This window comes from Pseudomonas sp. FJ2-5-13, assembly GCF_029201605.1.
Lineage (GTDB): Bacteria > Pseudomonadota > Gammaproteobacteria > Pseudomonadales > Pseudomonadaceae > Aquipseudomonas > Aquipseudomonas lactis.
On record NZ_CP104045.1, the window covers coordinates 3,085,623 to 3,109,323 of the forward strand.

At 58.5% G+C, this 23,701-nt stretch carries 7 protein-coding genes; all 7 read right to left on the bottom strand.

The window, feature by feature from the left end; translation table 11 throughout:
* Positions 1-66 precede the first annotated feature (66 nt).
* Complete coding sequence (locus N2A98_RS13470; RefSeq protein ID WP_275622106.1) at positions 67-390, bottom strand: hypothetical protein; 324 nt, start codon at positions 388-390, stop codon at positions 67-69.
* Positions 383-17,305 (bottom strand): hemagglutinin repeat-containing protein, encoded by a 16,923-nt coding sequence (locus N2A98_RS13475; protein WP_275622107.1) that lies wholly within the window; start codon positions 17,303-17,305, stop codon positions 383-385. The genes N2A98_RS13470 and N2A98_RS13475 overlap by 8 nt, the downstream gene beginning before the upstream one ends.
* A 33-nt stretch (positions 17,306-17,338) precedes the next feature.
* A complete protein-coding gene (locus N2A98_RS13480) occupies positions 17,339-19,006 on the bottom strand; it encodes a ShlB/FhaC/HecB family hemolysin secretion/activation protein (RefSeq protein WP_275623610.1) in 1,668 nt (555 codons plus the stop codon).
* A gap of 324 nt (positions 19,007-19,330) precedes the next feature.
* Complete coding sequence (locus tag N2A98_RS13485) at positions 19,331-21,190, bottom strand: calcium-binding protein (protein ID WP_044274062.1); 1,860 nt, start codon at positions 21,188-21,190, stop codon at positions 19,331-19,333.
* Between the two features lie 369 nt (positions 21,191-21,559).
* Entirely contained in the window at positions 21,560-22,177 is a 618-nt protein-coding gene (locus N2A98_RS13490) for a hypothetical protein (RefSeq protein ID WP_069557752.1), read from the bottom strand.
* A complete protein-coding gene (locus N2A98_RS13495) occupies positions 22,177-22,875 on the bottom strand; it encodes a hypothetical protein (RefSeq protein ID WP_032897161.1) in 699 nt (232 codons plus the stop codon). The genes N2A98_RS13490 and N2A98_RS13495 overlap by 1 nt, the downstream gene beginning before the upstream one ends.
* A 54-nt stretch (positions 22,876-22,929) precedes the next feature.
* Complete coding sequence (pstB, locus tag N2A98_RS13500; RefSeq protein WP_019817112.1) at positions 22,930-23,691, bottom strand: phosphate ABC transporter ATP-binding protein PstB; 762 nt, start codon at positions 23,689-23,691, stop codon at positions 22,930-22,932.
* Positions 23,692-23,701 lie beyond the last annotated feature (10 nt).

The following is a 23,701-nucleotide window of genomic DNA, read 5'->3' on the forward strand; positions in this document are numbered from 1 at the left end:
CTCCATTACATCCTCATGAAAAACAGATCAGAAGGTGTAAACCCTATTCAGGACGGGACACTCCATTTAATCAACCGAAAACGATGCGAAATAAAATGACAATTTTTTATCCTCAAGCTCGCTAAACTCATAGCGCATTCTGTCAAAACCAAAATCCAGCTTATTCACGCTCATATGCATCAGCTGAGTAAGCCCCCCGCCAAAATCACGGGACGCAAACTCACTGATATCAATGAATCTGATGCGCACGATCTCAGCCCCAATCTTTTCAGATGTCGAAACTGATAAAAATAAATCATAAGTCATCTCATCCATATTCAATTGAATGCTAATTGCATACAAACAATTATTAGCAACAAGCAGCTCATTCAATTCTGGAACATTAATCATTGTTCACCCTCGTTTCCTTGCCCTTGGGACCATAGCCAGGACCATATTCGTAGGTATGCGTGTGCGGGTCGGAATGATATTCCGCAGGCTTTCCTTTGTCCCCATACCCGTGATTCGTGTAATCCGTTCTTTTAACCTGCCGCCCATATTGGTCGTACTCGATCACAGATTTTTCCAGCTTCCCGGTCGCAGGGTTATACCTTTCTTGTGCTGTAGTCTCTGTTCCAGGCGTGGTCTGATGCGGTTTTTTCCCTGTAAACACTTCATCTGGAAAAGTTCCTTTCTTTTCAACGAGGTCCGGCCCTCCCGTCTTAGCAGTACCTGCTATCTCTTTTGGACCGTTGGCAAAAACTTTACTTCCAGCTTTTACGCTTAAGGATTTAACCTCCCCAAGCACAGCATCCATCAAAAACTCAGTCGCTACAACATACTCATTTCCATGCAAAAGGTTATCAGGGTCGGCTTTAGCCTCCGCATGAAACCCCTTCATAGTTTCAACAGTACGGTCTGTCAGCTTTGCAGCGAGCTCGATAGCTTTAGATTCTTTGAACTCTCTGTACTGATCCCCCGCTACCGCTTCAGCTGCTGCATGTGCGACAACACTCACTACCAGCTTCATAGGCCCCATCATGGCCTGCACGCTAAGCATCGCAGCCTGAAACTGCTCCGCGGGCAGCTTCTGGGAAAGCTTGACTATATCAACGATGCCATCGAGCGCTGCTTCACCCCCGTTACGCGGTAAGTCATCAATGAGCACGGCCGGTAGCTCGTACGCTGAGCCAGTCTTCGGCTGGGTGGAAGGTGTGGCACGGCAACTGCCATCATCCATGCAGCCCTTGATTTTCTTATCGTAAATTGCTGCCTTTTCCGAAAAATCATTCAATGCGCTTATAACATCCGCCGGGAGCGCATCCAGAGTCTCAGGGGCGATGCCCTTTCGCACCAGATTCTTCGAAATTGTCAGCGCCTGCTCATCGCCGAATTTTTTACGAATATTCGCTGAAACATCATCAATGCTGACGCGCTGAGCCTGAATTGCCTGAATTTCGCCCTTGATCTGTTCGAGCGCGCCGGCAACTGCTTCGATCTTTTTCTTTTGGTTGTCTTTGAAATTGACAACGTCTGCAACCAGATCTTTGGCGGCTTTCTCAGGATCCATCACAGCATCAATGGACGAACTACTCGCATACAAATCCGTTCGTTTTTCATCATCCTTGGTGATCTCATAGGCCTTACCCACATCCCGGTTCAACCCGGCCGTAGAGTCAGCGCCCGTCTCAGCATCCTTGCGTACAACGATTTCACCTGCCCCCACCGTGGCGCGGACAATCTGTTCACGTTCTTTCTCGTAGTTCCAACCCTCAACGCTCCAGCCGGTCTGGCCTTCCTTGCCTTTGCCCGCCTGGCTGTTGTCTTGTACGGTGTTGCCTTTGCTTTCACTGCTCCCGGCTTTATAGGTGCCACCTACGTTCAGGTAGTACCCATGCTCTTTGTCTTGCCCGGCGATATCGCTGAAGCCGAGGGTGCCGGTGTCCAGTTTCAGGTTGCCGTTGTCAGCGGCGATGACGGCTCCGTCGATCTGGGTATGGTTCTCTGTTCTGATATCGACTGCATTTTTGCCGGTGATTCGGGTTTGCTCTTCGACCCAGTCGGTTTTGCCTGTGGTCTTGCCAAAGCCGACCGAACCGCTGACACCGGCGCCCGGGCCGATGGTGGCCGTAACGCTGATGTCGAACTCTTTGCCCTTGACCTTGCCCGTATCGGCTATCGACGAGACCTTGAGGTCGCCGCCCACGCGCCCCACCACTTCGTCGCCTCTGAGGTTCGCTCCGCCGATGATGGTGTCTTTGCCGCTGGCGAACCCCAGACGGTCGCCGGCATAGAGGTAAGCCTCTTGTTGGCGTTGGCCTTCTCGCTCCAGGTTGCCCTTGCCCATGCTGACACTGACGTAGACGCCAATACCTTCGGAGCCAAACGTCAGGCCTGCTTCCCCGCCGCCACTGTGGCGGTTGTTTTCGCTGTTGCTGTCGTTATGCGCCGAACGAATGTTCAAATCGTTGCCGGCATTCAGCTCGATATCCCGTTGGGCTTTGGCCTGCGTTCCAATCAAGTTCAGGTCATTGCTGGCCTTGAGGTTGATATCGCGACCGGCTTCCAGCTGTGAAGCCGTAGACGAGCCTTGAGAGCTCTCGCCCGTAGCCGTGCCGAAGCTGCCGCCGGCGCCCAACTTGATCCCGCCGCTGGTGCCGCCATGAATGCCGCCCCAACTTTGGGTGTGGGTGGTTTCTTCACTAATCCCGCCCTTGGCCACGTCCAGCGTGACGTCACGTCCTTTGATATTGATGTCACGCCCAGCGTCCAGGTGGCTTCCCTTCACCAGCACATCGTTACCAGCGTTGAGGTGCAAATCGTTACCGGCGCTCAGCGTCGAAGAGCGATTGGTTTGCTCGATAACCTGCTGGCTGTTGGTTTGTTTACTGTTGCCAAACTTTCCGTCCAGCGTTGGCCCGCTGACAAACTGACTGACCGAATCAACGGCTTTGAGTGTGCTGGAGCCCTTGCTGACATTGTCCTCGCCTTTTCCTGCTCCGCTGACGGCATCCTTGGTATTGGCATAGTTATGGTTGATCGAAACACCCAGGCCGTTGCTCTCTTTCTCGCGTATCTGCTCGGTGAGCACGCTTTCACGCGCAGCATCGATATTGATATTTCTGCCCGCCGTCAGCTCGATATCATTGGCAGCGCCCACATCAGAGCCGCGCTGGTTGATATCACGCTTGGCGTTGATCGCCACATCTTGCCCGGCGCTGATCTGGCTGCTGGAAGCGGTCTCGTGTTCGACACGATTCTTCTCCCCACTGCCCTCGGTCCCGGCGAAGATGCTGATGCCATTACCGTTACTGGAGATGCTTGAACCCGTCTGCTTTTTCTTCTCCCAGCTACGTTCGCTGCTGGTGTCTTGTGCGGCGACCACATTGACGTCGCGCCCTGCATCCAGATTGACATTGCGCCCTGCGGTGATGCCGCTGCCAACCAGGTTGATGTCGCGTTCAGCCTGCAAAGTTGCATCGCGCTCGGCGCTAACATGGCTGCCCACGCTGGTGCTGCTCTGGGCTTCACGACCGGCCTTCTTCGCAGACGAAATGGCGACTGATGTCGGCCTTTCCGTATAACCAAACTTCTTCTTGTGTTCTTCACTGCGACTATAAGCCGTGTCATTCGCAGAAATCAGGTTGATGTCACCCGTGCTATTGACCAGCCCGGAACGCAGTTCAGTGTCGTTATCGGCACTGATCTCACTGGCCCGCACCCGTACATCATTACCCGCCGCCACCACAACATCATTGCCCGCCTCCAACTCACTGCCCACTTGGCTGGCAGTGGTCTTCAACTGGCTCTTGCCGCTTTTGGACAGCCCCAGGAACCCGGACTTGGTCTTCTTGCTGTAAGAGCCATGCTCCTCGACACCCGACAGCACCGCGATGTCACCGGTGGCACCCAGCAACATGTCGCCACCCGCCTTCAACTGGCTGCCGATCACGGTGACGTCACGCCCGCCGTCGATGCTCATGCCGCCATCGGCGTTCTTGCTGGCGTTAACCGTCAGGTCTTTACCGGCTTCGACGACAGAGGCCACGTTGGTGCTGTCGTAACTTTCCCGCTGCTGGCTTTTGCTGCGTCCGAACGAGCCCTTGCTCTTTTTCGAGTAGAACGAAGCGTCTTCGTCCAGGGCCGAGAGGATGCTCACATCGTGCTGTGCATCGAGGGCCACGTTGCCGCCGCCGGCGATTCGGCTGGCGGTGAGTTCCAGGTCTTTACCGGCATTGAGCGACACGTCGCCGCCGGCCGTCAGTACGCTGGAAACCTGGCTGATGTGGTCCTTGGACTGGGTGACTTTCTTGGACTTGCTCGATGAATGTTGCTCGTCGGCGGCCGAAGAAATACTCAGGTTCTCAGTCGTCGTGATGCTCAAGTCACGCTTGGCGTCGATGCGGCTGGCAATGGCGGTGAAGTCACGCCCTGCCGAGACCTTGAGGTCACGACCGGTCTCCACACTGGCGCCGTTTTGCGTCACGGTTTCGGTGCGCAGACGGTTGCCCAGATCCAAGCCATTGCGTTGCTCAACGGCTTCGATGCGCACATCGCGGCCAGCGACCAGTGTGGTGTCACGTCCGCTTTTCAGCACGCCACCGGTATTGGCAATGTCCCGACCTGCATTCATCGTCAGGTCATTGGCCGCCTCGATGCGGGACGCACTGTCCAGATAATCGCGGCGTTCAGCAGTGCCGTTGCCGGTACGGGTTACTGCGCGGTCGTTGATCACATCACCCTTGATCGCGGTGAGCGTCACGTCGCGTCCAGCGATGATGCCACCGGACTTGTTGACGATGTTGTTACCCGCCAGCAGGCCCAGGCGGTTGCCGGCTTCGATCAAGCCGCTGTTGATCAGGTCGTTGCCCGCTTTGGCCGACAGATTGTTGGTGGCGCGCAGGGTCCCGGCGTTCTCCAGGTTTTCACCGGCAATCAGGTTCAGGTCGTTACCGGCGATCAAGGCACCGTTGGGCGCGAGACGATTGTCGGCCTGGGCCATGTAAAGCACGGGCACCAGCACTTTCTCACCGTTCACTTCGTGCTGTTCGAGCCAGACGATGTCGTGGGTCAGCGCCGCGACCTGTTGAGAGGTCAGGGTCACACCCACTGCCAGGTTCAGTTGCTGCTTGCTCTGGATCGCATTGTCCATCAGGTACTTGAACAGCTTTTCGTCGGTGTTCTGACCGTCGATAAACCGCTGCCCTGTGCGTGCCTGCACAGCCTGCTGGATCAACCGTTGTTCATACAACCCGTCACCCAGGCGCTTGGCACTTTCGTCCGGGTTGTAACCCAGGCCCGCGAGCAAATAGTCGGAGCTCATGAACTGCTTGAGGTCGGTGAGCACCGGGTTGGTTTCGATCAGGTATTTATGCGGCTGGGACTTGGGCGTGGTGGGCGTAAAGCCCTGTACACGGTTGATGGTCTGGCTGGCGACTGTCGTGGTTTGCGCCGCGGCATTCAGCGGCTGGGCAATTACCGCAGCGATCTGGGTGGGGCTGCTGCTCGGAGCTTGTGCAGCCGGTGTGCTCACAACTGGCTGCACACCTGGCATTATCGGCGTCACGCCAGGAATGTTCACCGTCGGTCGAGCAGGCTCGTTCGGCGTAATAACCTCAATGCTTGTATCCCGCTCGATCAGCGCCAGCTCAGGCTGATCGCCCTGCCCGGTGACCATCGGCACTGGTGCAGTTGAGCCGGTAGACGGATTTTGGGCGTTGATGCCATCGCCCCGCGCGATTTCACCTGTAGTGATCTGGCTGGGCGTCCAGCCACTACCGTTGGCCGTATCGTTGGCACCTGCAACGTTAAGCGTTCTGCTGGTGGCGGTGATGCCACTGACCTGACGTGCGGTCGGATCCAGCTGCTGAGTAGACGCCTCCTGTTGAGCGACGCCCTTGAAGTCGAAGGTGCGTGTTTCAACCGCTGGCTGTGCGTCCTGGCGTTGAGCGAGGCCCAGGGTCGCACCGCCCATGGTCCAACTCTGCGGGCCGCTGGAGGCTTGGGTGGCTTGAGTGTCATCAACCGCTTGGCTACTGAGGCGGAACAGACCGTGGGTGCCGGAGGGCAAGGTGAAGCCGCGTAATGTCAGCGGGTTGACTTGTTGCTGGGCCAGGTCCGGTGGCAATTGCGGAGCGAGCTGCACCACCACCGTTGTTGGACCGCTGGCGACCCCCGTGTCCTCATTGCGCGGCGCGTGCCCGGCCAAGGCTGTGTTGGACGTCTCAATGCTGTTGATCAAGGTCTTGCTGGCGGTGATGTTCACGGTACCAGCAGCCTGAATGATCGCTGGAGCCAATGAAGCGCCAGCGGTCGATACCAGGGTATCGCCAATCAGCCTGAACGCTGACAACGCACCGACCGGCAAACTTTTGGGTCCTGACTGAGCGTTATAGGGGTCCATCACACCCCGTTTGAAGCGCCAGTAAGTACCGTTAGTCGCTTCCAGCCGCCAGGTACGGGTACGCGTTCCGGAGCCAGATGCAGCGCCTTTGTTGGTCAGCGTATCCGCAGTAATGTTCATGTCAGCGCCAGAAGCGATAACACTATATTCATTGAGCAGCGAATTAGCGGCGATATCCATGCGCCCGCCCGACTGGATAGTCGAAGTAGCCGAAGCCTTTAGTAACTCAGTTTGATAGTTTTCCGTGCCGACAAAGTCGACAACAAAGTGATCGCCTCGGCAGTCCCAACAAATATTGGTGAGTGACCCGCCGCTACCGGCGGTGTCTTTGGTGGTGAGCTCGTCCCGGCGGTTAGTCAGGCTGGAAATCTTAAGGGACATGTCGCGAATGGATTCGATGCTGCCGGATACGTTTTCGAGACTGGCTGCCTTGCTCACACCATCTCGACCGGTTACATCCAGTCGGCCCAGGCTATAGATGTCGCCGAACTGGTTGATGATTGTGTCGCTACGCAAGGTCATGTCGTTGCCGCTGAACAACAAACCATGATCGTTCAACAAGGCTGCACTGGTTACGGTTACATTCTGTGCGCCACCCAATGTTCCGTAGTTGTTCAGCGTACCTGCCGAGAGTGCGAGGTTGGTCGCAGAGGTCAAGCGTCCATAGTTGTTCAATTGCCCATCAATGTTGACCTGGGTATCGCCACCGCCAGTAATTTTGGCGCTAGTGCTCAGATCCAACCGACTCGCGTGCAGGTTGAGACTACTCTGACTGGTGATTCGCCCATTACCGCTATAGGCGCCCGCGAGGTCGATATTTAAACTCCCATCACTGGCAATCAACCCATTATTGACCCAACTGCCACCCCTGCCTTCCAGGTGCGTCGAAGCCAGCAGTTGCCCGGTTTCCGTCTGGGTGAAGTGATTGACGTTGACGTTCAAACGCCCCGCCTGAATGACGCTGGTATTGGTCCAGGTATCCGCGTTCAGGGTCAGGCCACCGCGAGTGACAACAGTGCCGCCCGCGCCGGTAACGTTGGGCAACGAGATGTCGAACGTGCCTTCTCCCATATGCAGCAACTGGCCGCCGTTGTTCTGGAAGCTGGCAGCCGCGAGGGTCAGGTCCTGGTTGGCGCTTTCCATGGCGCCGTTACGGTTGTCGAACACGCCGCCGATCTGGAACTCTGTCTTGCCCGAGCGTCCCAGGGCGCGCAATTTGCCGCCCTGGTTATCGATGGCGCTGGCGGCCACAGTCAGGTTGTTGGTGCTTTCGATCAGGCCGTTGTGGTTGGTCAGTTGGCCGTTGAGGCCGAGCGCGATCTGGTCACCGGCAATCTGGCCGGCGCTGTTATCCAGAGCGCTGCCATTGATGCGCATCAGGCCTTTGGCATACAAAGCACCCTGCTGGTTATTGAGGGTTGCAACCGTGAGCAATGCATCGCTGGTTTGCGCGCCAAGATAGCCGCCCTGGTTATCGAGCTGACCGGCACTGAGTAACAGGCGCTGGCCCTGAATCAAGCCGCCCTTGGGGCTGGCGCTCAGGTCATGGCCGTTGCGCAGCACACCCACCACACCGGCCTCGATGGCACCCTTGAGACTGGCGAGCACGCCGCTGCGGTTGTCGAGGTTGCCGGCCTTGAGGTGCACGTCACCGGTCTGGCTGATGATATTGCCGCGTTGGTTGTCGAGATCGCCATTGACCTCGACCCGCAGGCCGTTCTGCCCCTGTATCTTGCCCTGCGCGTTGGTCAGGCCAAAGGCGTTGATTTGCAGGTCGCCGTCTTGACTGTAAATCAGGCCGTCGGCGTTGTTTTGAACGATAGCGCTGGCATCAATGGCTAGCCGACCTTTGGACGCAACGGTGCCGCCTTCGCTGTTGTTCAGACCACCCATGACCAATGACAGAGCGCCCTGGCTAGCGAGTTGCCCACTACGGTTATCCACTTCAATAGCTTGCTTGAGCACCAGCGAACTGGTACCCGCGATCTTGCCGTTGACGTTGCCAAGGTGACCTTGCAGGTTCAGCACCAGATGGTCGTTACCCATCAGCGAGCCACCGGTGTTGAGCACGTTGCCACCCAGGAAGTTCAGGTTGCGCAGGGCCGTGATAGTGCCGGCACTGTTGTCGAGGTTGGCCGCGCTCAGATCCAGCGTCGAGCCGCTGTCGATCAACCCACCTTGGGTGTTGTTCAATGCGCCAATCACGCTCAAGGTCTGCTGCGCGCCGCTGGAGATAACACCTTTGTTGCTGTTATCCAGGCTGGCGGCGCTGACATTCAACCGCCCCTGGCTGGCCAGCGCGCCTTCACCACTGTTGAGCAAGTGACCACCAAGGCGTACATCCAGAGCGCCGTTGCGACTGGACAGCGTACCTTTGTCACGGTTGTCCAACTGGGTGCCGATCAGGTTGAGCCCTTGCCAACCCGACAGCAAGCCGCCGCGATTGACGATGTCGCCTGCATTCAGCGTCAGCAGTTGCTGACTGATAAGCGTACCGGCGCTGTTGTCCAGGTTACGCAGCGTCAGGTTCAGGGCATTTTGGCTGGACAGTTCGCCGCCCTGGTTTTGCAAGTCACGTACATGTTTGAGGGTCAACGGGCCTTTGGCGAAGATCAGACCTTTACGGTTATCCAGATCCCCGTTGGCCAGGTCCACGCTCAGGTCCTGCTCGCCGATCAGCCTGCCGCCACGCAGGGCCATGGACGTCAGCGTAAGGTCCATATCGCCCTTGGCCGACACCTCGCCGCCGTCGCTGGCATCTAGCGCCTGGGCATTGAGTTGCAGGCTGCCCTGGCTGTTGATCAGGCCTTTGACGCTGTTATCCAAGGCCGAAGCATTGATCGTCAGGGCGCTGGTGCCAAGCAGGCTGCCGCCCTGGTTATTGAGGTTGCCCGCATTGACTGTCAGTGCTTGAGCGGCATTGATCAAGCCTTGTTGCCCGTTAGTCAGCAGCCCGGTGCTGGTCAATTCAAGCCCGCCGCGACTGGTCAGCGTACCGCCGCTGTTATCGACGACACCCGCCTGAGCACTCAGGCTCGCCGCCGCGACCAAACCCTTGATGTTGCCGAGCGCCTGGTCGATTCGCAGGGTCAGGCCCTGGTTGCTGAGCAGGCGACCATTGCTGTTATCCAGGTTGCGCGCAACGATATTGAACGCCTGAGCGCTGGAGATTTCACCGGCCTGATTGTTCACGCCGTTGAGGTGGTTGAGCACCAGCGGCCCATTCGCGTTGATCAGACCTTGCTGGTTGTTAAGCTGGCCGTTGTTCAGGTCCAGCGTCAGCCCGGCGTTGCTGAACAGCTTGCCGCCTGGCTGATCAAGCCCGTCGACGCTGGCCGTCAGGGCCTGGGCGCTGCCGATGCTGCCGGCGCTGTTATTCAGTAGCCCCGCCTTCAGTTCCAGGGTGTCGCCACTGGTGAGACGGCCCCCCGTGTTATCCAGCGCGCCAGTGCTTACGCTGACCGCTTCTTTGCCGCTGAGCACGCCCTTCTGGTTCCCCAGGCTGGCGCTGCGCAGTTGCAGGGTGCTGTCAGTCACAAGCTCACCGCCCTCGTTGTCCAGGGCGCCCTGCGAACTCAGCACCAACGCGTCGGCGCTGGACATCCGCCCCTGACGGTTGAGCACGCTCACCGCATCGACGCTCAGGCGCCCCTCACTGTTGAGCACGCCCTGGCTGTTATTCAACTCACCTTGGAGCTCAAGTTGCAGAAGCTGCTGAGCGAGCAGTTTGCCGGTGCTGTTGTCCAGGTCCTGAGCACTGAGTATCAGGCGCTGAGTATTTAGTAGTCCCTGGTTGCGATTAAGCAGCTTGGTAAGTGTGAGATTCAACGATTGTCCGGCCAGCACACGACCGGCATCGCTGTTATCCAGGGTTTGCCCGGTGACGGTCAGGTCGGCGTTAGTCGACAGTTCGCCGCCACGGTTATCGATGCTATCGACCCGTAGTTTCAGCGCTTTATCGGCGCCAACCAGGCCTTTGCGGTTGTCCAGGGACGCAGCGCGTATATCCACTGCTGTAGTGCTGATGAGTTGACCGCCGCGGTTATCGACCTGATCGATATCAGCGCTCACCCCTGCCTTGCCCGATACATCACCGCCACGGTTGTCGAGTCGCGCGGAAGACAGCCGCATGGCGCCCTCGGCAATCAGCGTTCCGCGCTGGTTATCAAGTGCCTGTGTGGCAGAGACGTCCATCACGCCACGACTGTTGATCAGGCCGTCAGTGTTGTCCAGGCGGGCGCTGCTGGCGTTGAGCGAGGCTGCGCTGATCGCACCTTTGGCATTGCCCAAGGCTTCTTGAATCTGCAGTGTCAGGCCTTGGTTACTGATCAGCTTGCCGCCGCCGTTATCCAGGTTGCGCGCCGCCAGGGCGAAGGCTTGCTGGCTGGAAATCTCACCACGCTGGTTGTTCACATCAGCCAGGTTTTTGAGCATCAGCAGCGGGCTATTGATAAGGCCGCCGACGTTGCTCAGTTGGCCGTGGTTCAGGTCAAGTTCGAGCTGAGTATTACTGAACAGCTCACCGCCCTGTTGATCCAGGCCGGTCATCGTGGCGGTAAGGTTTTTGCTGCTGGCGATACGTCCGCTGTTGTCCACCTGGGTGGCTGCCAGGTCCAGACGATCGGCGCTGGTGATACGGCCATTGTTGCTAAGCGCGCCGGTGGTCAGGCTCAGCGCACCACGGCTGTTGAGCAGGCCTTTGAGGCCGTTGTTGAGGCTGGCGCTGGTGAGCGTCAGGGCGGCATCGGTCTCCATGATGCCGCCCTGGTTGGTGATACCACCGCTGGCAGCAAGGGTAAGCGCACCCGCCGAAGAGACCGCGCCCGCGCTGTTGTCGAGGATCGCGCTGGTCAGTTGCAGGGTGCCTTCGCTGCTGATTTTACCCAACTGGTTATCCAGTCGCCCGTCCAGTTCTGTGCCGGGAATGGCGGTCAGCAGCAGGCTCAGCGACTGCTGGCCCGCGAACCTGCCTTGGCTGTTGTCCAGGCGCGCCCCGGTAAAACGGTTGTTTTGCGCAAACACCAGCCCTTGGGCCTGGTTGATCACCTGCGCCACGGCCAATTGCAATGCGGTACCAGCCAGCAATTTCCCTGCGCTGTTATCCAGGCGCTGCCCCTTGAAATCCACACTGCTCTGGCTGGAAATTTCGCCCGCACGGTTATCAACGGCGTCGACCGTCAGTTTCAGCGCTTTTGTGGCCCCTACCAAACCGCCGTCGCGATTGTCCAGGGAGGTCCCGCTCAGGCTCAGCTCGTGCTGGGCAACCAGTTCACCGCCTTGCTGGGCCAGTACACCGATGGTTGCCTGTAAATCGCTTTGGCTGGCGATGCGGCCAGCCGCGTTTTGTACAGTGTCGGCAGTCAGCCGCAGCGGGCCCACGGCGCTGATCAGGCCCTTCTGGTTGCGCAGCAGTTGCCCGGCGAAGCCCAGGGCCGCCTTGCTGCCGAGTGAGCCTTGCTGATTGTCCAACTGCCCCACGTTGAGCTGTAGGTCTTTCTGAGCAAGGATCACGCCGCCGCGGTTGTCGACGTTGGCACTGTGCAAGGTCAACAGATCCTGGCCGGTCAGTTGCCCCCCGCGGTTATCCAGGCCACCGATGTGCAACTGCATCGCGCCCTTGGCCAGCACCTGCCCTTTGGCCTGGTTGTCCAATAACCCGTCGACAGTGGCCGTGAGTTGGCCGTCACTGACCAGTTTGCCGCCCTGGCGGTTATCCAGGCTGGCTGCACGCACGTCCAGCGACGTGCCGGCGCCGAGTGTGCCCGCCTGATTATTCAGCGCGCCCTTGACCTTGACGTCTACGCGAACATCACCGAGTACTTGGCCTGCAGTGTTAGTCAAATTGGCCGCATCCAAGTGCGTCTGGCCTGTGCTGACGATTTCGCCCTGGTCGTTGAGTAGGTCCTCTCGGATCGCCAGTCGTGCGTCCCGGGAGCTGCTGACCTTGCCTTCGCTGTTGTCCAGTCGCGCAGCATCAAGCCCGACACCGGCGGCTGAAATCAGCCCTTTGACGTTGAGCAGGGCCTGTTCGATTGTGAGGGTCAAACTCTGGTCGCTGAGCAAGTTGCCCGCGCTGTTATCCAGGCTGGCCGCACTTAGGGCGAACGCCTTGGTACTGGAGATTTCACCGTTACGGTTGTCGACGCTGTTCAGGTTTTTGAGCAACAACTGGCCTGGGGCATTGATAAAACCATCGGCGTTATTCAAGTGCCCATGGTTCATGTCCAGGGTCAGTTCGCTGTTGCTGTAAAGCTCACCAGACCCGCGCTGGTCAAGGCGATGGATGCTGGCGTTGAGCGCTTGGCCACTGGCGATGCGGCCTTCGAAACGGTTATCCACGTCAGTGGCTGTGAGGTTGAGGCGATCAGCGCTGGTGACACGGCCTTGATGCTGGTTAAGCAAGACGCCTGTGGTCAGTTGCAGCGCACCGTCAGCAACGATGCGCCCTTGGCTGTTGTCGACACTGCCAGCTTTCAACGTCGCCGTATCAGCGCTGAGCACCTCGCCGTTCTGATTGGCAAGGGCATTGGCGGCGCTCAACAGTAACGCCCCGCCGCTGCTGATACGACCGCCGTTGTTACCCAGGCTGGCGCTGCGCAGTTGCAAGACGGCGTCGCTGCGCATCACGCCTTGGCTGTTGTCAGCCTGTTCGGCGAGGGTTATGTCGAGGTTGCGTTTGGCGTAGAGACTGCCTTGGGCGCTGTTGTCCAGGCTGATCGCTTTGAGGTTGACGTCCTGTTGCGCAGAAATCAGGCCTTTGAGCTGGTTGTTCAGCCTGTCGAGCGTCAACTGGAGCGTGCTATTGGCCAGTACGCGACCGGCATTGCTGTTGTCCAGCTCGCGGCCCGTCATCGTCAGTTCGGTAACGCTGGAAACTTCACCCCCTCGGTTGTCCACTTTGCCAATGGACAGGTTCATGGCCTGGCCCGAGTTGAGCAGCCCGGCCTGACGGTTATCCAGCTCGTCACCCTTGACCCGCAACTGCCCGACCGAGGTGATGCTGCCACCGCGGTTATCCACACTCCCCACCACCAGCTGCGTGTCACCCTTGCTGGTCAGGCGGCCCTTGGACCGGTTGTCCAGGCTGACGGCATTGACCATCAGCATCTGACCGGCAGCTAGCGTGCCTTTGTCATTGTTGACCGCGCCGTGGCTGGTCAAGGTCAAGCGGTTATCGCCCTGGATGCGCCCCTGACTGTTGTTCAGCGCAGCCACTTCAACTGTCGAGTGCTGACCCAGCAATTCACCGTTGCGGTTGTCCAGCACACCGTCTACGCCGAGGTTCAGGTCGGAAACGGCACTCAACTTGCCGCCCTGGTTGTCCAGGCTGGCGCTGCTGACCTGCAAGGCTGCCGCGGAAATCAGGCCACGGGTGTTATCCAGTGCCTGGGCGATTCGCAGGGTCAAGGCTTGTTGGCTGAGTAACTTGCCGTCCGCTGTGTTCAAGGCGGTTGCCGCCAGCTCAAAGGCGTGGGCGCTGGAAATTTCACCGCCCTGGTTATCAACGCTGCCCAGTTGCTTGAGCAGCAATTGCCCCGGCGCGTTGATCAAACCACCGTTATTGTTGAGGTGACCACCTTGCATATCCAGGCTTACATCGGCTTGGCTTGCGACATGCCCGTTACGGCTGTTGTCCAGTGCGGTAACCGTCATACCCAACCGGGTCGCGCTGCTAAGGCGCCCGCCCTGGTTGCTCAGCTTGCCGGTCGTGATCTTCAGGTCGCTGGCACTGGATAGTGTTGCGTCATCATTGGTTAAACCGGAGGCATTGATGGTCAAACGATCATCGCTGCGCAGTGTGCCTTGGGCGTTGTTCAACTGGTCGCCGAGGGCCACACCCAATTGACCTTTGGCATACAAACTACCGCCTGCACTGTTATCCAACCCTTGCCCCGTGAGGAGTACCTGCTGAGCGGCAATGCGACCCTTGAGCGAGTTGTTCAGGTCGGTGGCATTGACCTGCATATCAGTGCCGGCACTCATAAGCCCCGCTTGGTTGAGCAGGCTGCCCGCAATACCTGCCGTCAGTGCACCATCGCTGGTCAAGTTACCTGTGCGGTTATCCAGACTGGCGCTGTTGAGCGTCACGCTGTGCCCAGCGGCCAACGTGCCGGCCTGGTTGCTGACCGCGCCGCCCGCTTGGAGCAGCAACGTCGAATCACCCTGCACCAGGCCCTGGTCGTTATTGAGCGTCCCAACGCCAAGCACAAGGCGTTTGCCCAGAACCTTTGCACTGCGGTTATCGAGTTCGCCATCGACTTGCAAGTTGACGCTATCCACCGCAGCGAGTCGACCGGACTGGTTAATCAGTGTCCCAGCCCGTACATCCAAGGCCTTTGCGGTCAACGCACCTTGGGTGTTGTCCAGGGCGCGGGCAATGCGCACACTCAAGGCTTGCTCGCTGAGCAACTTGCCGGCGCTGTTATTGAGTTGATCCGCATTCAGATCGAAGGCTTGGGCGCTGGAGATTTCGCCGCCATGGTTATCGACGCTGTTAAGTTGGGTCAGCAACAACTGGCCTGGGGAGTTGATCAAGCCACCCTGGTTGTTAAGGTGACCCCGATTGAGGTTCAGGCTCAAATCGCCTTGGCTGAAGAGTTGGCCGCCATTGCTGTTGTCCAGGCCTCCCACGGTCAACTGTGCGCCTGCGTCGGCACTGAAACTTCCGCTTTGATTGGCGAGCAAACCGCCCACCCGGGCGTTAAGCCGATCACGGCTGTGAACTCGACCGCGTTGGTCGTTGAGCAAACTGGCAACGTCAATATCCAGGCCACTGGCTGTAATCAGCCCTGCACCGTTGTTGAGCGTCTGCACGATTTTCAGGCCCAAGGCCTGGTCGCTGAGCAGCTTGCCAGCGCGGTTGTCCAGGGTGTTGGCGGTGAACGTGAACCCGTGAGCGCTGGAAATTTCGCCGCTGCGGTTGTCGACGCTATTGAGCTTGTTCAAGGTCAGTTGGCCAGCGGCGTTGATCAAGCCCCCGTCGCGGTTGTCGAGGTGGCCGTTGCCCAGGTCCAGGACTGCATCGCTATTGCTGTAAAGGCGCCCCTGTTCATGCTGGTCGAGGCGGGTGACACGGGCAGTGAGAGCCTTGGCACTAGAAATGGATCCACCTTGGCTGTTAATTACCGGGCCGGCCGTCAGTGCGAGGGTGCCACCGCTGGAGAGCACGCCATGTTGCTGGTTGTTGAAGTTGCCGGCGTTGACCTGTGCAGCGGCACCCGATTCGATGCGGCCCTGCTGTTGATTATCCAACGTGCCGGCAATATTCAGCCCCAGGTCGCCCTGGCTGGTCAGGATGCCTGACTGGCTATTGTCCAGTTGCCCGGCGTTGACCTGCGCCATCTGCCCGGCCACCAGGCGACCGCTTTGATTGTTAACCGCCGCGCTGGCAGTCAAACGCAACGCTTGGCCCGCAGATATCAGGCCGGCGACGTTGTCCAGGCTGTCGACCTGCAAAGTGACTTCAGCAAGGCTTGAGAGCTCCCCCTTGCGATTGACCAACTGCCCGATGCGGCCACTGAGCCCTCGGTCGCCCACCACCAGGCCTGCGTCAGCATTGAGCAACCGTGCGGCATTCAACTCAATGCGCGCGTCGCTCAATAAGCGGCCTTGCTGTTGGTTATCCAGTTTTTCGGTGGTCACCTTGAGCTGGTTTTGCGCGCTAAGGGTGCCGCTGCGGTTGTCCAGAGTGCTATCCACATTCACGGTCAGGTCACGACTGGCGATGACGGTCTTGCCGATGTTATTCAACTGGGCTGCAGTGACGTGGATATCACCCTGAGCATTGCGCGTCTGGTCAGCATTGACACCCGCTTCGATGACGCCGTTGTTGGTCAACACCCCACCGCTTTGCAGCGCCACGCGATCACGCGCAGCCAGGCTTTTTTGATTGAGCAAGTCGCCTTGCGTCTTCATCTCAAGCACACTGCCCGCCGCGACCACGCCCTGGGCTTCCACGCTGCGGGCCTTCACGTTAATGGCGCCAGCCGCTGTTGTCGGGCCCATGACCACGTGACCACCGGCATCGATCTGAATATCACCGCCAGCGACCATGTCCCCCGACAACTTCACGCCGACACCCGCCTCAGTCCCCAGCAGCTTGACCGCGCCCACATACATGCCGCCCAGCGCCGACGAGTCAATCGCCAGATCCGGCGCCTGGCTGCCATCTGCGGCTCGCGCGGTGGCATTCAAGGTGCGTGCGTCCACATCATTACGACCGGCGACGACCGTGAGTTTTTTCGCCTGGATCTGCGCGTTGAGGGTGGTGGCGCGGGTGATGATTTCGAACTGATCGACGTTGCTGGCGTTCAGGCCAGCGCCTTCGATGGCAACACTGCCCTGGTCGACCTGGTAACGAGTGATCTGGCCGTTTTCGATCACGGCTTTACCGGTGGTGAGCGTCGCTTGCGGGGTGTTGATAAAACCGCAACCGTTACAGCTGATGCCATAGGGGTTGGCAACGATCACATGGGCCGATTGCCCGGCCACTTCGGTGTAGCCGCGCAGTTGGCTGGGGCTGCCGCCGTTGACTTCGTTGAGAATGATATTGGCCGCGGTGCCATGGAGATTGGGGTTGCCGACAATGATGCCGCCCAGTTGTGTGGACTGGGTACGGTCGGTGGCGTTGTTGAGGATGACCCCGTTGGCGCCGACGTTGTAATCATGAAATTGGTTGTGCGAGAGCCCGTTGGCATTCGGCGTGGCGATGTTGACGATGGGCACGCCATTCCCCGCTTGCCCGACCGTCGTACCGGGGGCATTCACCACAATGCCGTCTGCCTGGGCCAGCAACGGGTGCCAGAACATCGCGTTGGCCAGGATCAACGCCAACCCACGTTTAGGCAGCCCCAGGAAATGGGAGCAGCTTTTTACGGCAGCAGAAGGCTGGCGCGCGAGGAATGCGTACTGGCGAACGTCCATGTCATGTCTCGAAGCCCGAAGGCGGTCAAAAATTTAAAGGAAAAAGTCCAAGCGGAAATAGATCGGCGCTTCACGGTCCGTGATCGCTTCCGGTCGTTCCAAAGAGTGTGCAAAGGCCACGCTGGCCGCGACGTTCTTGCCGCGCGCGAACAACTCCACCGAGTTGCTGCTCATGCGCCCATGCTGCTCGGCGTTGTAGCGACCATGGCTGATCACGCCCTGGTCGTAGCCCAGGCTGCTGCCGTATTCAGTGAACACCCGCTGCATCCAGGCCCAGGTCACTGGCCGGCTCCAGCGCAGGTCGTTGCGCCAATAGCCGCCGCTGTCGCCGGCGAGCATTTGGTCTTTGTAGCCACGAATCGACGACTGCCCACCCAGGCTCATGCGCTGGGGGCTGAACAACACGTCTTCGCTGTGCTGGCCGGTCATCAAGCTGCTGAAGCTGAAGGACTCACCCCACAGTTTGAATGGATACAAATAGCTCACCGTAGCGGTGTACTTGCGATAGCGCGCATCCGGCTGCCCAGGCTTTGGATCGTGATTGGCCTGGGCGTCGAATGCGCCGATGCCGTTTTGCATACCGAGGTCAACGTTGAGAAACGAACCGCCGATACGCCGACCATGGTTGATACCTACTTGCGCTTCGCTGAGGCGGTTGCTGCTCAAGGCAAGCTTGCTGTCTTCGATAAAGTTGTTGGTGCGAAGATAGGCGATGCCAGTGTTCAAGGACGTTTTGCTCAAAGCGTCACGATGGATAACCCGCTCCAGGCGCAACTGATGAGTCTGGCTGTCGCCGGTCTGCTTGAACTTGAAATTGTTAGCCTCGGCTCGCGAGCGGTATTCACTGTCGATATAGCTGTACGAGAGGTTCCACCAACCGAAAGGCAGGCTATAACTGAGCATCGAATTGCGCGAGGTTTTCTGGTGATCACTGACGGCATCGTGGCCGCCACGCAGCGAAAGTTGGTCGGCCAGGCCCAACGGATTGTCCCAGTCCAGACTGACGCCCCACTGCTGCTCACCGGTGCTGCGCTGGCCGCCGTTATGCCGCGACAGGCCGACACGCCAGGGTTTTTGCGCGGTGTTTTTGACCAGTACATCACTGCCCCCCACGGCCTTGCCCGGCGCGAGCTCCATCTGCGCCTGGTTCGATGGCAAACGATTCAACTGATCGACCATCTGCTCGATTTCGCGCAGGTTGAGCAGTTCGCCCCGCTTGCCGGGGAAACTCATGGTCAGTTGGCGGTCAGTGATGCCGCTGCCTTCGGCAGCTTTCAGGCTCTCCAGCTTACCTTCAACCACTTGAATCTTGAGATTGCCGCTGGAAAGGTCCTGCTGCAGCAAGTAGGCGCGACTGGTGACCAGGCCTTTGGCCAGATAACGGTCGGTGATCACCTTGAGTACTGCGTTGAGCTGCGGCACACCAAGACATTGGCCGACGTAGGGCTTGATCAGATCATCGCGTTCACCTTCGCTCAGCGCATCCGCACCGCCCAGCTCAATGGTTTTGATCGCAAAGCAGCGCGTATCGACGGGGGTTGTCGGGGTTGCTGGCGCGGCGGCTTTGCCGGGCAGGTCTTTGAGTTCTTCAAGGCGCCGTTGCTGCTCTTCGAGCAGGCGGTCTTGGCGGTCACGGATCAGGTCGGTGATGCCGGGGGCGTTCTGCGGCGAGGCCGCTTGCGCCCATCCGGATGTGACCAGGCAAAAAAAAGCGGACAGCAGGCTTAACCTGGTCCGACGCGGTAAACGCCACACTGTATAGATCCCTCTATATGGCTTTATGCCATCCAATGCGGCGATGATAAGATGTCATTTTGATGGCGTCAATTAAGCGTGCAAATTTGTTCAATCCTTCATGCAGAGCTGCGCGGGCTTGAAATGTAGAATTTTTTGGGGGTGAGCCCTACCGCTAAACAATGACGCTGCGTGTGGTATCGAGCCGTTGCGTTAATCCGCAAGCAATAAAAAACCCCACAGCATCAGAGACCCTGTGAGGTTTTTACCTTCCGTTTCGCTGGTGCCGCGTCAAACCACGCTGATCATCTCTGCACTCAACTGCGCCGCATTGAACCCCACCAGGGTGACACTGCTGTCCCCCGCCAGAATCACGCTGTCACTGCCATGCTGGGTAGTGGCCCCGAGCACGGCATCGGCGCTGGCAAACAGCGACTTGGCGAACACCAGCAGGTCTTGCCCGTTCTGGTGAATGTTGAAGTCGCTGATCACGTCGTGGCCAAACCCGCGTTGATCGAAAACAAACAGGTCGCTGCCCACGCCACCGCTGAGTTGGTCATTGCCCAGCCCGCCGATCAAGACGTCATTGCCGCTGGCGCCATACAGCGAATCGTTACCGCTGCCACCCAATAGCGTGTCGTTGCCGTCGCCGCCGTGCAGCAGGTCATTGCCGGCGCCACCGTCGAGCCGGTCATTGCCGTTCTGGCCGAATATCAGATCGCGGGCGGCGGTGCCTTTGAGGGTGTCGGCCAACTGGCTGCCTTCGATGGATTTGGCATACGCCTTATCGGCGCCGAACAGGCCTTCGAAGTCGAGTTTGCCACTGGTCACCGTATAGGCCGGCGTGAGGACCTCGCCGATTCCACCGAAGAGCCCGCCGAGCACGGGCACATGGCCGAGGCTGTTGGCCAGGCCGGTTTCGAACTCCACATGCTCTACGCCGTGCAATTCCTTCAGACCATATTGGCCGCTGCTGTCGTTGAGAAACAACGTGCCATCGCTGAGTTTCACGGCTTCGTAGGAAGACACGGTGCCTTTGAGGAAGACTTTGTCATTGCCTTCACCGCCGGCGACGATATCGGTACCGGTACTCACCCGGAAACTGTCGTCGCCCTTGAACCCGTCGAGGAAGTCATCGCTGCGCCCGTCCTGCAGCTTGTCCGCACTGTCGGTGCCCAGCAGGAAAGCCGGTGTGCCGTAGTGGTTGGAGGTGGCGGTCTGTTTGTCGCTGACCCAGGTAAAGCTGCGGCTGATGGCGTCGAGGTTGCTGATAACGATGGTGCTGTCGCGTTCGATGTAATCGTAGAACGTCGATTGGGCGATACGCTGGATAGGGTTGATGAAAATGCCTTCCAAGTGCGCGGCCCACCCTGACAGGTTGGCAATCGAGAACGGACCATTGGGCCAGGTTGGCAGCGCGTAGATCGTGTCGAACAGCACGATGTTGTCGGTGGTCGAGGTGTAGCTGGCGTCACTGCCGTGAAGCGCGTCGATGATGGCGCTGCCCACGTCGGTCTCTTGGCCCGTGAGGCGGTGGACCACATCGTTTTCAAAACCGAAGTTGAAGATTCCGTCGCTGTTGCTGGACTTGGGCGACTCCATGCCAAAGTAGTCCGAATCCTTGAAAAAGCCGTCTGCCAAAGTGTCCTTGCCGATATACATGCTGTTGGTGACGGAGCCACCCTGGCTGTAGCCGGTTACCAGAACATCTTTGCCGCTCAGGTTGTGGTCGGTGGCGTAATCCTTGATTGAATTGAGCAGGTAGTCGTAGCCGTTGATATAAGAGTTATCAATCATCGCCGGCCAACCCAGCAGATCAATTGGCGAGTTGGTGCCGGCAATGGAAAAACCCATTTTGACTAATTGGCCGCTGTCATCGTATTGACCAAACACTCTGGCCTGGGAACCGAACACGCCGTCGCCGGTAAAACTTCCAGTGATATCGGTGTGACTGCTATCAACCTGCAGTTCGCTCGCGCCGATCTCACGCCAGCCCTTGGGCAATGCGAAGGTGTTGCCCTCGCCCAGCACAAGCCCGGGTATGTTGTAGAGCGCGCCTACGGTGGCAACGCCGCTGGTATAAGTGGCGAGGGTCCAGGCATCTGAAATCAGGACCCGGGCGTCTTGCCCCTTGTAATCGAATATAGCCATGTCAGTACTCCTTGAGCCCAGCGATCAACACCGAAAGTCAACGGTAATACCTGATGCGTCGGGCTAAACAATATGCATTGAAGTTGTTGTTGTGCATTCTGTTCAGGCTGCTTCGTTGCTTAATATCGAGGTTGACCATTAAGGAAGCTCGTCAACACTAGCCTAGAAGTGCCGCCTTAAAGTGACCGACTATCGGATGGTAAGGGTATGTACTTAGGGATATAGACGACAAAAGCGCCATAAGCGCTGTTTGTCGAACAAGAAGTGAAGTTTCGTGTTGTTCGTGACTAATGAGTCAAAGACAATTAAGCCCTTATAGCAAGTTGTGAACTGCAATAAGGGCTCAAGCAGTTCAGGTTTTTCTGGAACTCAGGAAGAATAAACCTCAGCACGTTGGCATACAGGCTGCTTGAACCTGGGCAATTGCTGACGGGCCAGTTGTGCCTGCACGCCCGCGACCGCTTCAAGCACTCTTTGCGCCCAATGCTCATCCTGCGGGTCAACCACCACCACGCGAAAGCCGTGGTCGTTGCCCTCAAGGCGCACGCCCTCGGAATCGTCCACGTGCAAATCAATATCGAAGGCCGGCGGAAATTTCGAGGGGGTGTTCGACAGCCCATGCACCGTGAGGGCGTGGTTATGCCGCTCGCTATTGACCACGCCGTCTACACGGATGCCGTACAGCATCAGCCAACGCCTGATGTAGGAAGGCGCCCTGCCAGATGAGGTGTAGACCCAGATACTGCAACCCTGGCGCCGCAGCTCCCGCGTCAACGAACGAGTACCGATACGCAGCGGTTCTCCCCACCAACGATGAACGCAGGCCGGCAGCCAACTGCTCTCGACATCAGCGTGGTCAAGTTGGCAAGCCAGCGTGTCGTCAATATCAAAGGAGATGCGTACGCGCGGGCGCTTGGCGACACGCGTGAGGACCGCTTGCTGGACGGCTTGCACGGCTCGGCTGGCGAGTGTTGGATACCAGCGCATTAATGGCCTCCCTGATAGATAGGCTGTGGTGTATCGCTCAAGAAAAACGCCTTGGGATCCGGGGCCTGTTCCTCCAGGAAGGCGGCGTACTTTTTCTTGATCTTGGGCAATTCATACAACGCCTTGACCCCATGTTTGGCCGAGTTGCGGATTACCGAGGAAGGATTGAAGTAACCCTCGGCATTTTCCAACGTCAGCACAAACGGTGGCAACCCGGCACGCATCAGCAGATAGCTGACGATCAGCGAGCCACTGCGGTTGTTACCTTCGATGAACAACTGCGGCTTGCTGAGGATGCGCACATACACGCCGGCCGCACGCTTCCATACCGATTCACTGCGATACGCGCAATACCAGTTGAACAAGTCCTTGATACCGCCTTCAACGTTGTTGAAGAAGTGCTCCTCGGTGGCGGCCAGGTGCTGCGCGTATTCCACGCGGCGCGCCGGGTCGCTACCGCAGAGCACGGTGGCGTTGATCTCCAGCATCAGGTCCAGATGATGAAGGTCAAACAGGTCAACGCCTCGTGCGACATAGTCGTCAACCAGCGCATAGCCTTCAAGCACGTTGAGCAGCACTTCGTCGGTCAAGGGGTCGCGCGGCTCGGTAAATTGCGTGCTGAGCTCGGCAAAGCGGCTCTGCACTTTACGGAGCGCGCGTTCAATCGCTGACAAATCAAGACGATGCGTTGCAGACATTGGCATTCCTGGGCTGACGGTGGCGCACGTGCGGTTTTTATCGAACATGGGGACTCAGCTGAACTTGCCGCTGATGTAATCCTCGGTCATCTGTTCACGTGGGCTGCCGAAAATCTGCGCGGTCGGGCCCATTTCCACCAGGTAGCCGGTGCGCGTGCCCTGGGAAATATCCACCGAGAAAAACGCCGTGGTGTCTGCTACGCGGATGGCCTGCTGCATGTTGTGGGTGACCAGGGCGATGGTGTAATCCTTCTTCAGCTCCACCATCAGTTCCTCTACCCGGCGAGTCGCAATCGGGTCGAGTGCCGAGCACGGCTCATCGAGCAACAGCACTTCTGGCTCAGTGGCGATAGCGCGGGCAATACACAGCCGTTGCTGCTGGCCACCGGAGAGCGACAGGCCGCTGACCTTGAGCTTGTCCTTGACTTCGTCCCACAGCGCCGCGCCTTGCAGGGCGTGTTTGACGCGGTCGCCCAGGTCGCCTTTGTAGCGGTTTAGGCGCAGGCCGAAGGCGACGTTGTCGAAGATGCTCATGGAGAACGGGTTCGGCTGCTGGAACACCATGCCGATGTAACGGCGCACCACCACCGGGTCCACGCCCTTGCCGTACACGTCCTGCCCCAGAAAGTGCACGTGGCCCTCGAAGCGAAAGCCCTTCACCAGGTCGTTCATGCGGTTGAGGCTGCGCAGTACCGTACTTTTGCCGCAGCCGGACGGGCCGATGAAACCGGTGATCTTGTTTTTCTCGATCGGCACATGGCTGTCACGCACCGCCATGAAATTGCCGTAGAAAATCCGGTCCAGCTTGCAGTCCATGACCACAGGC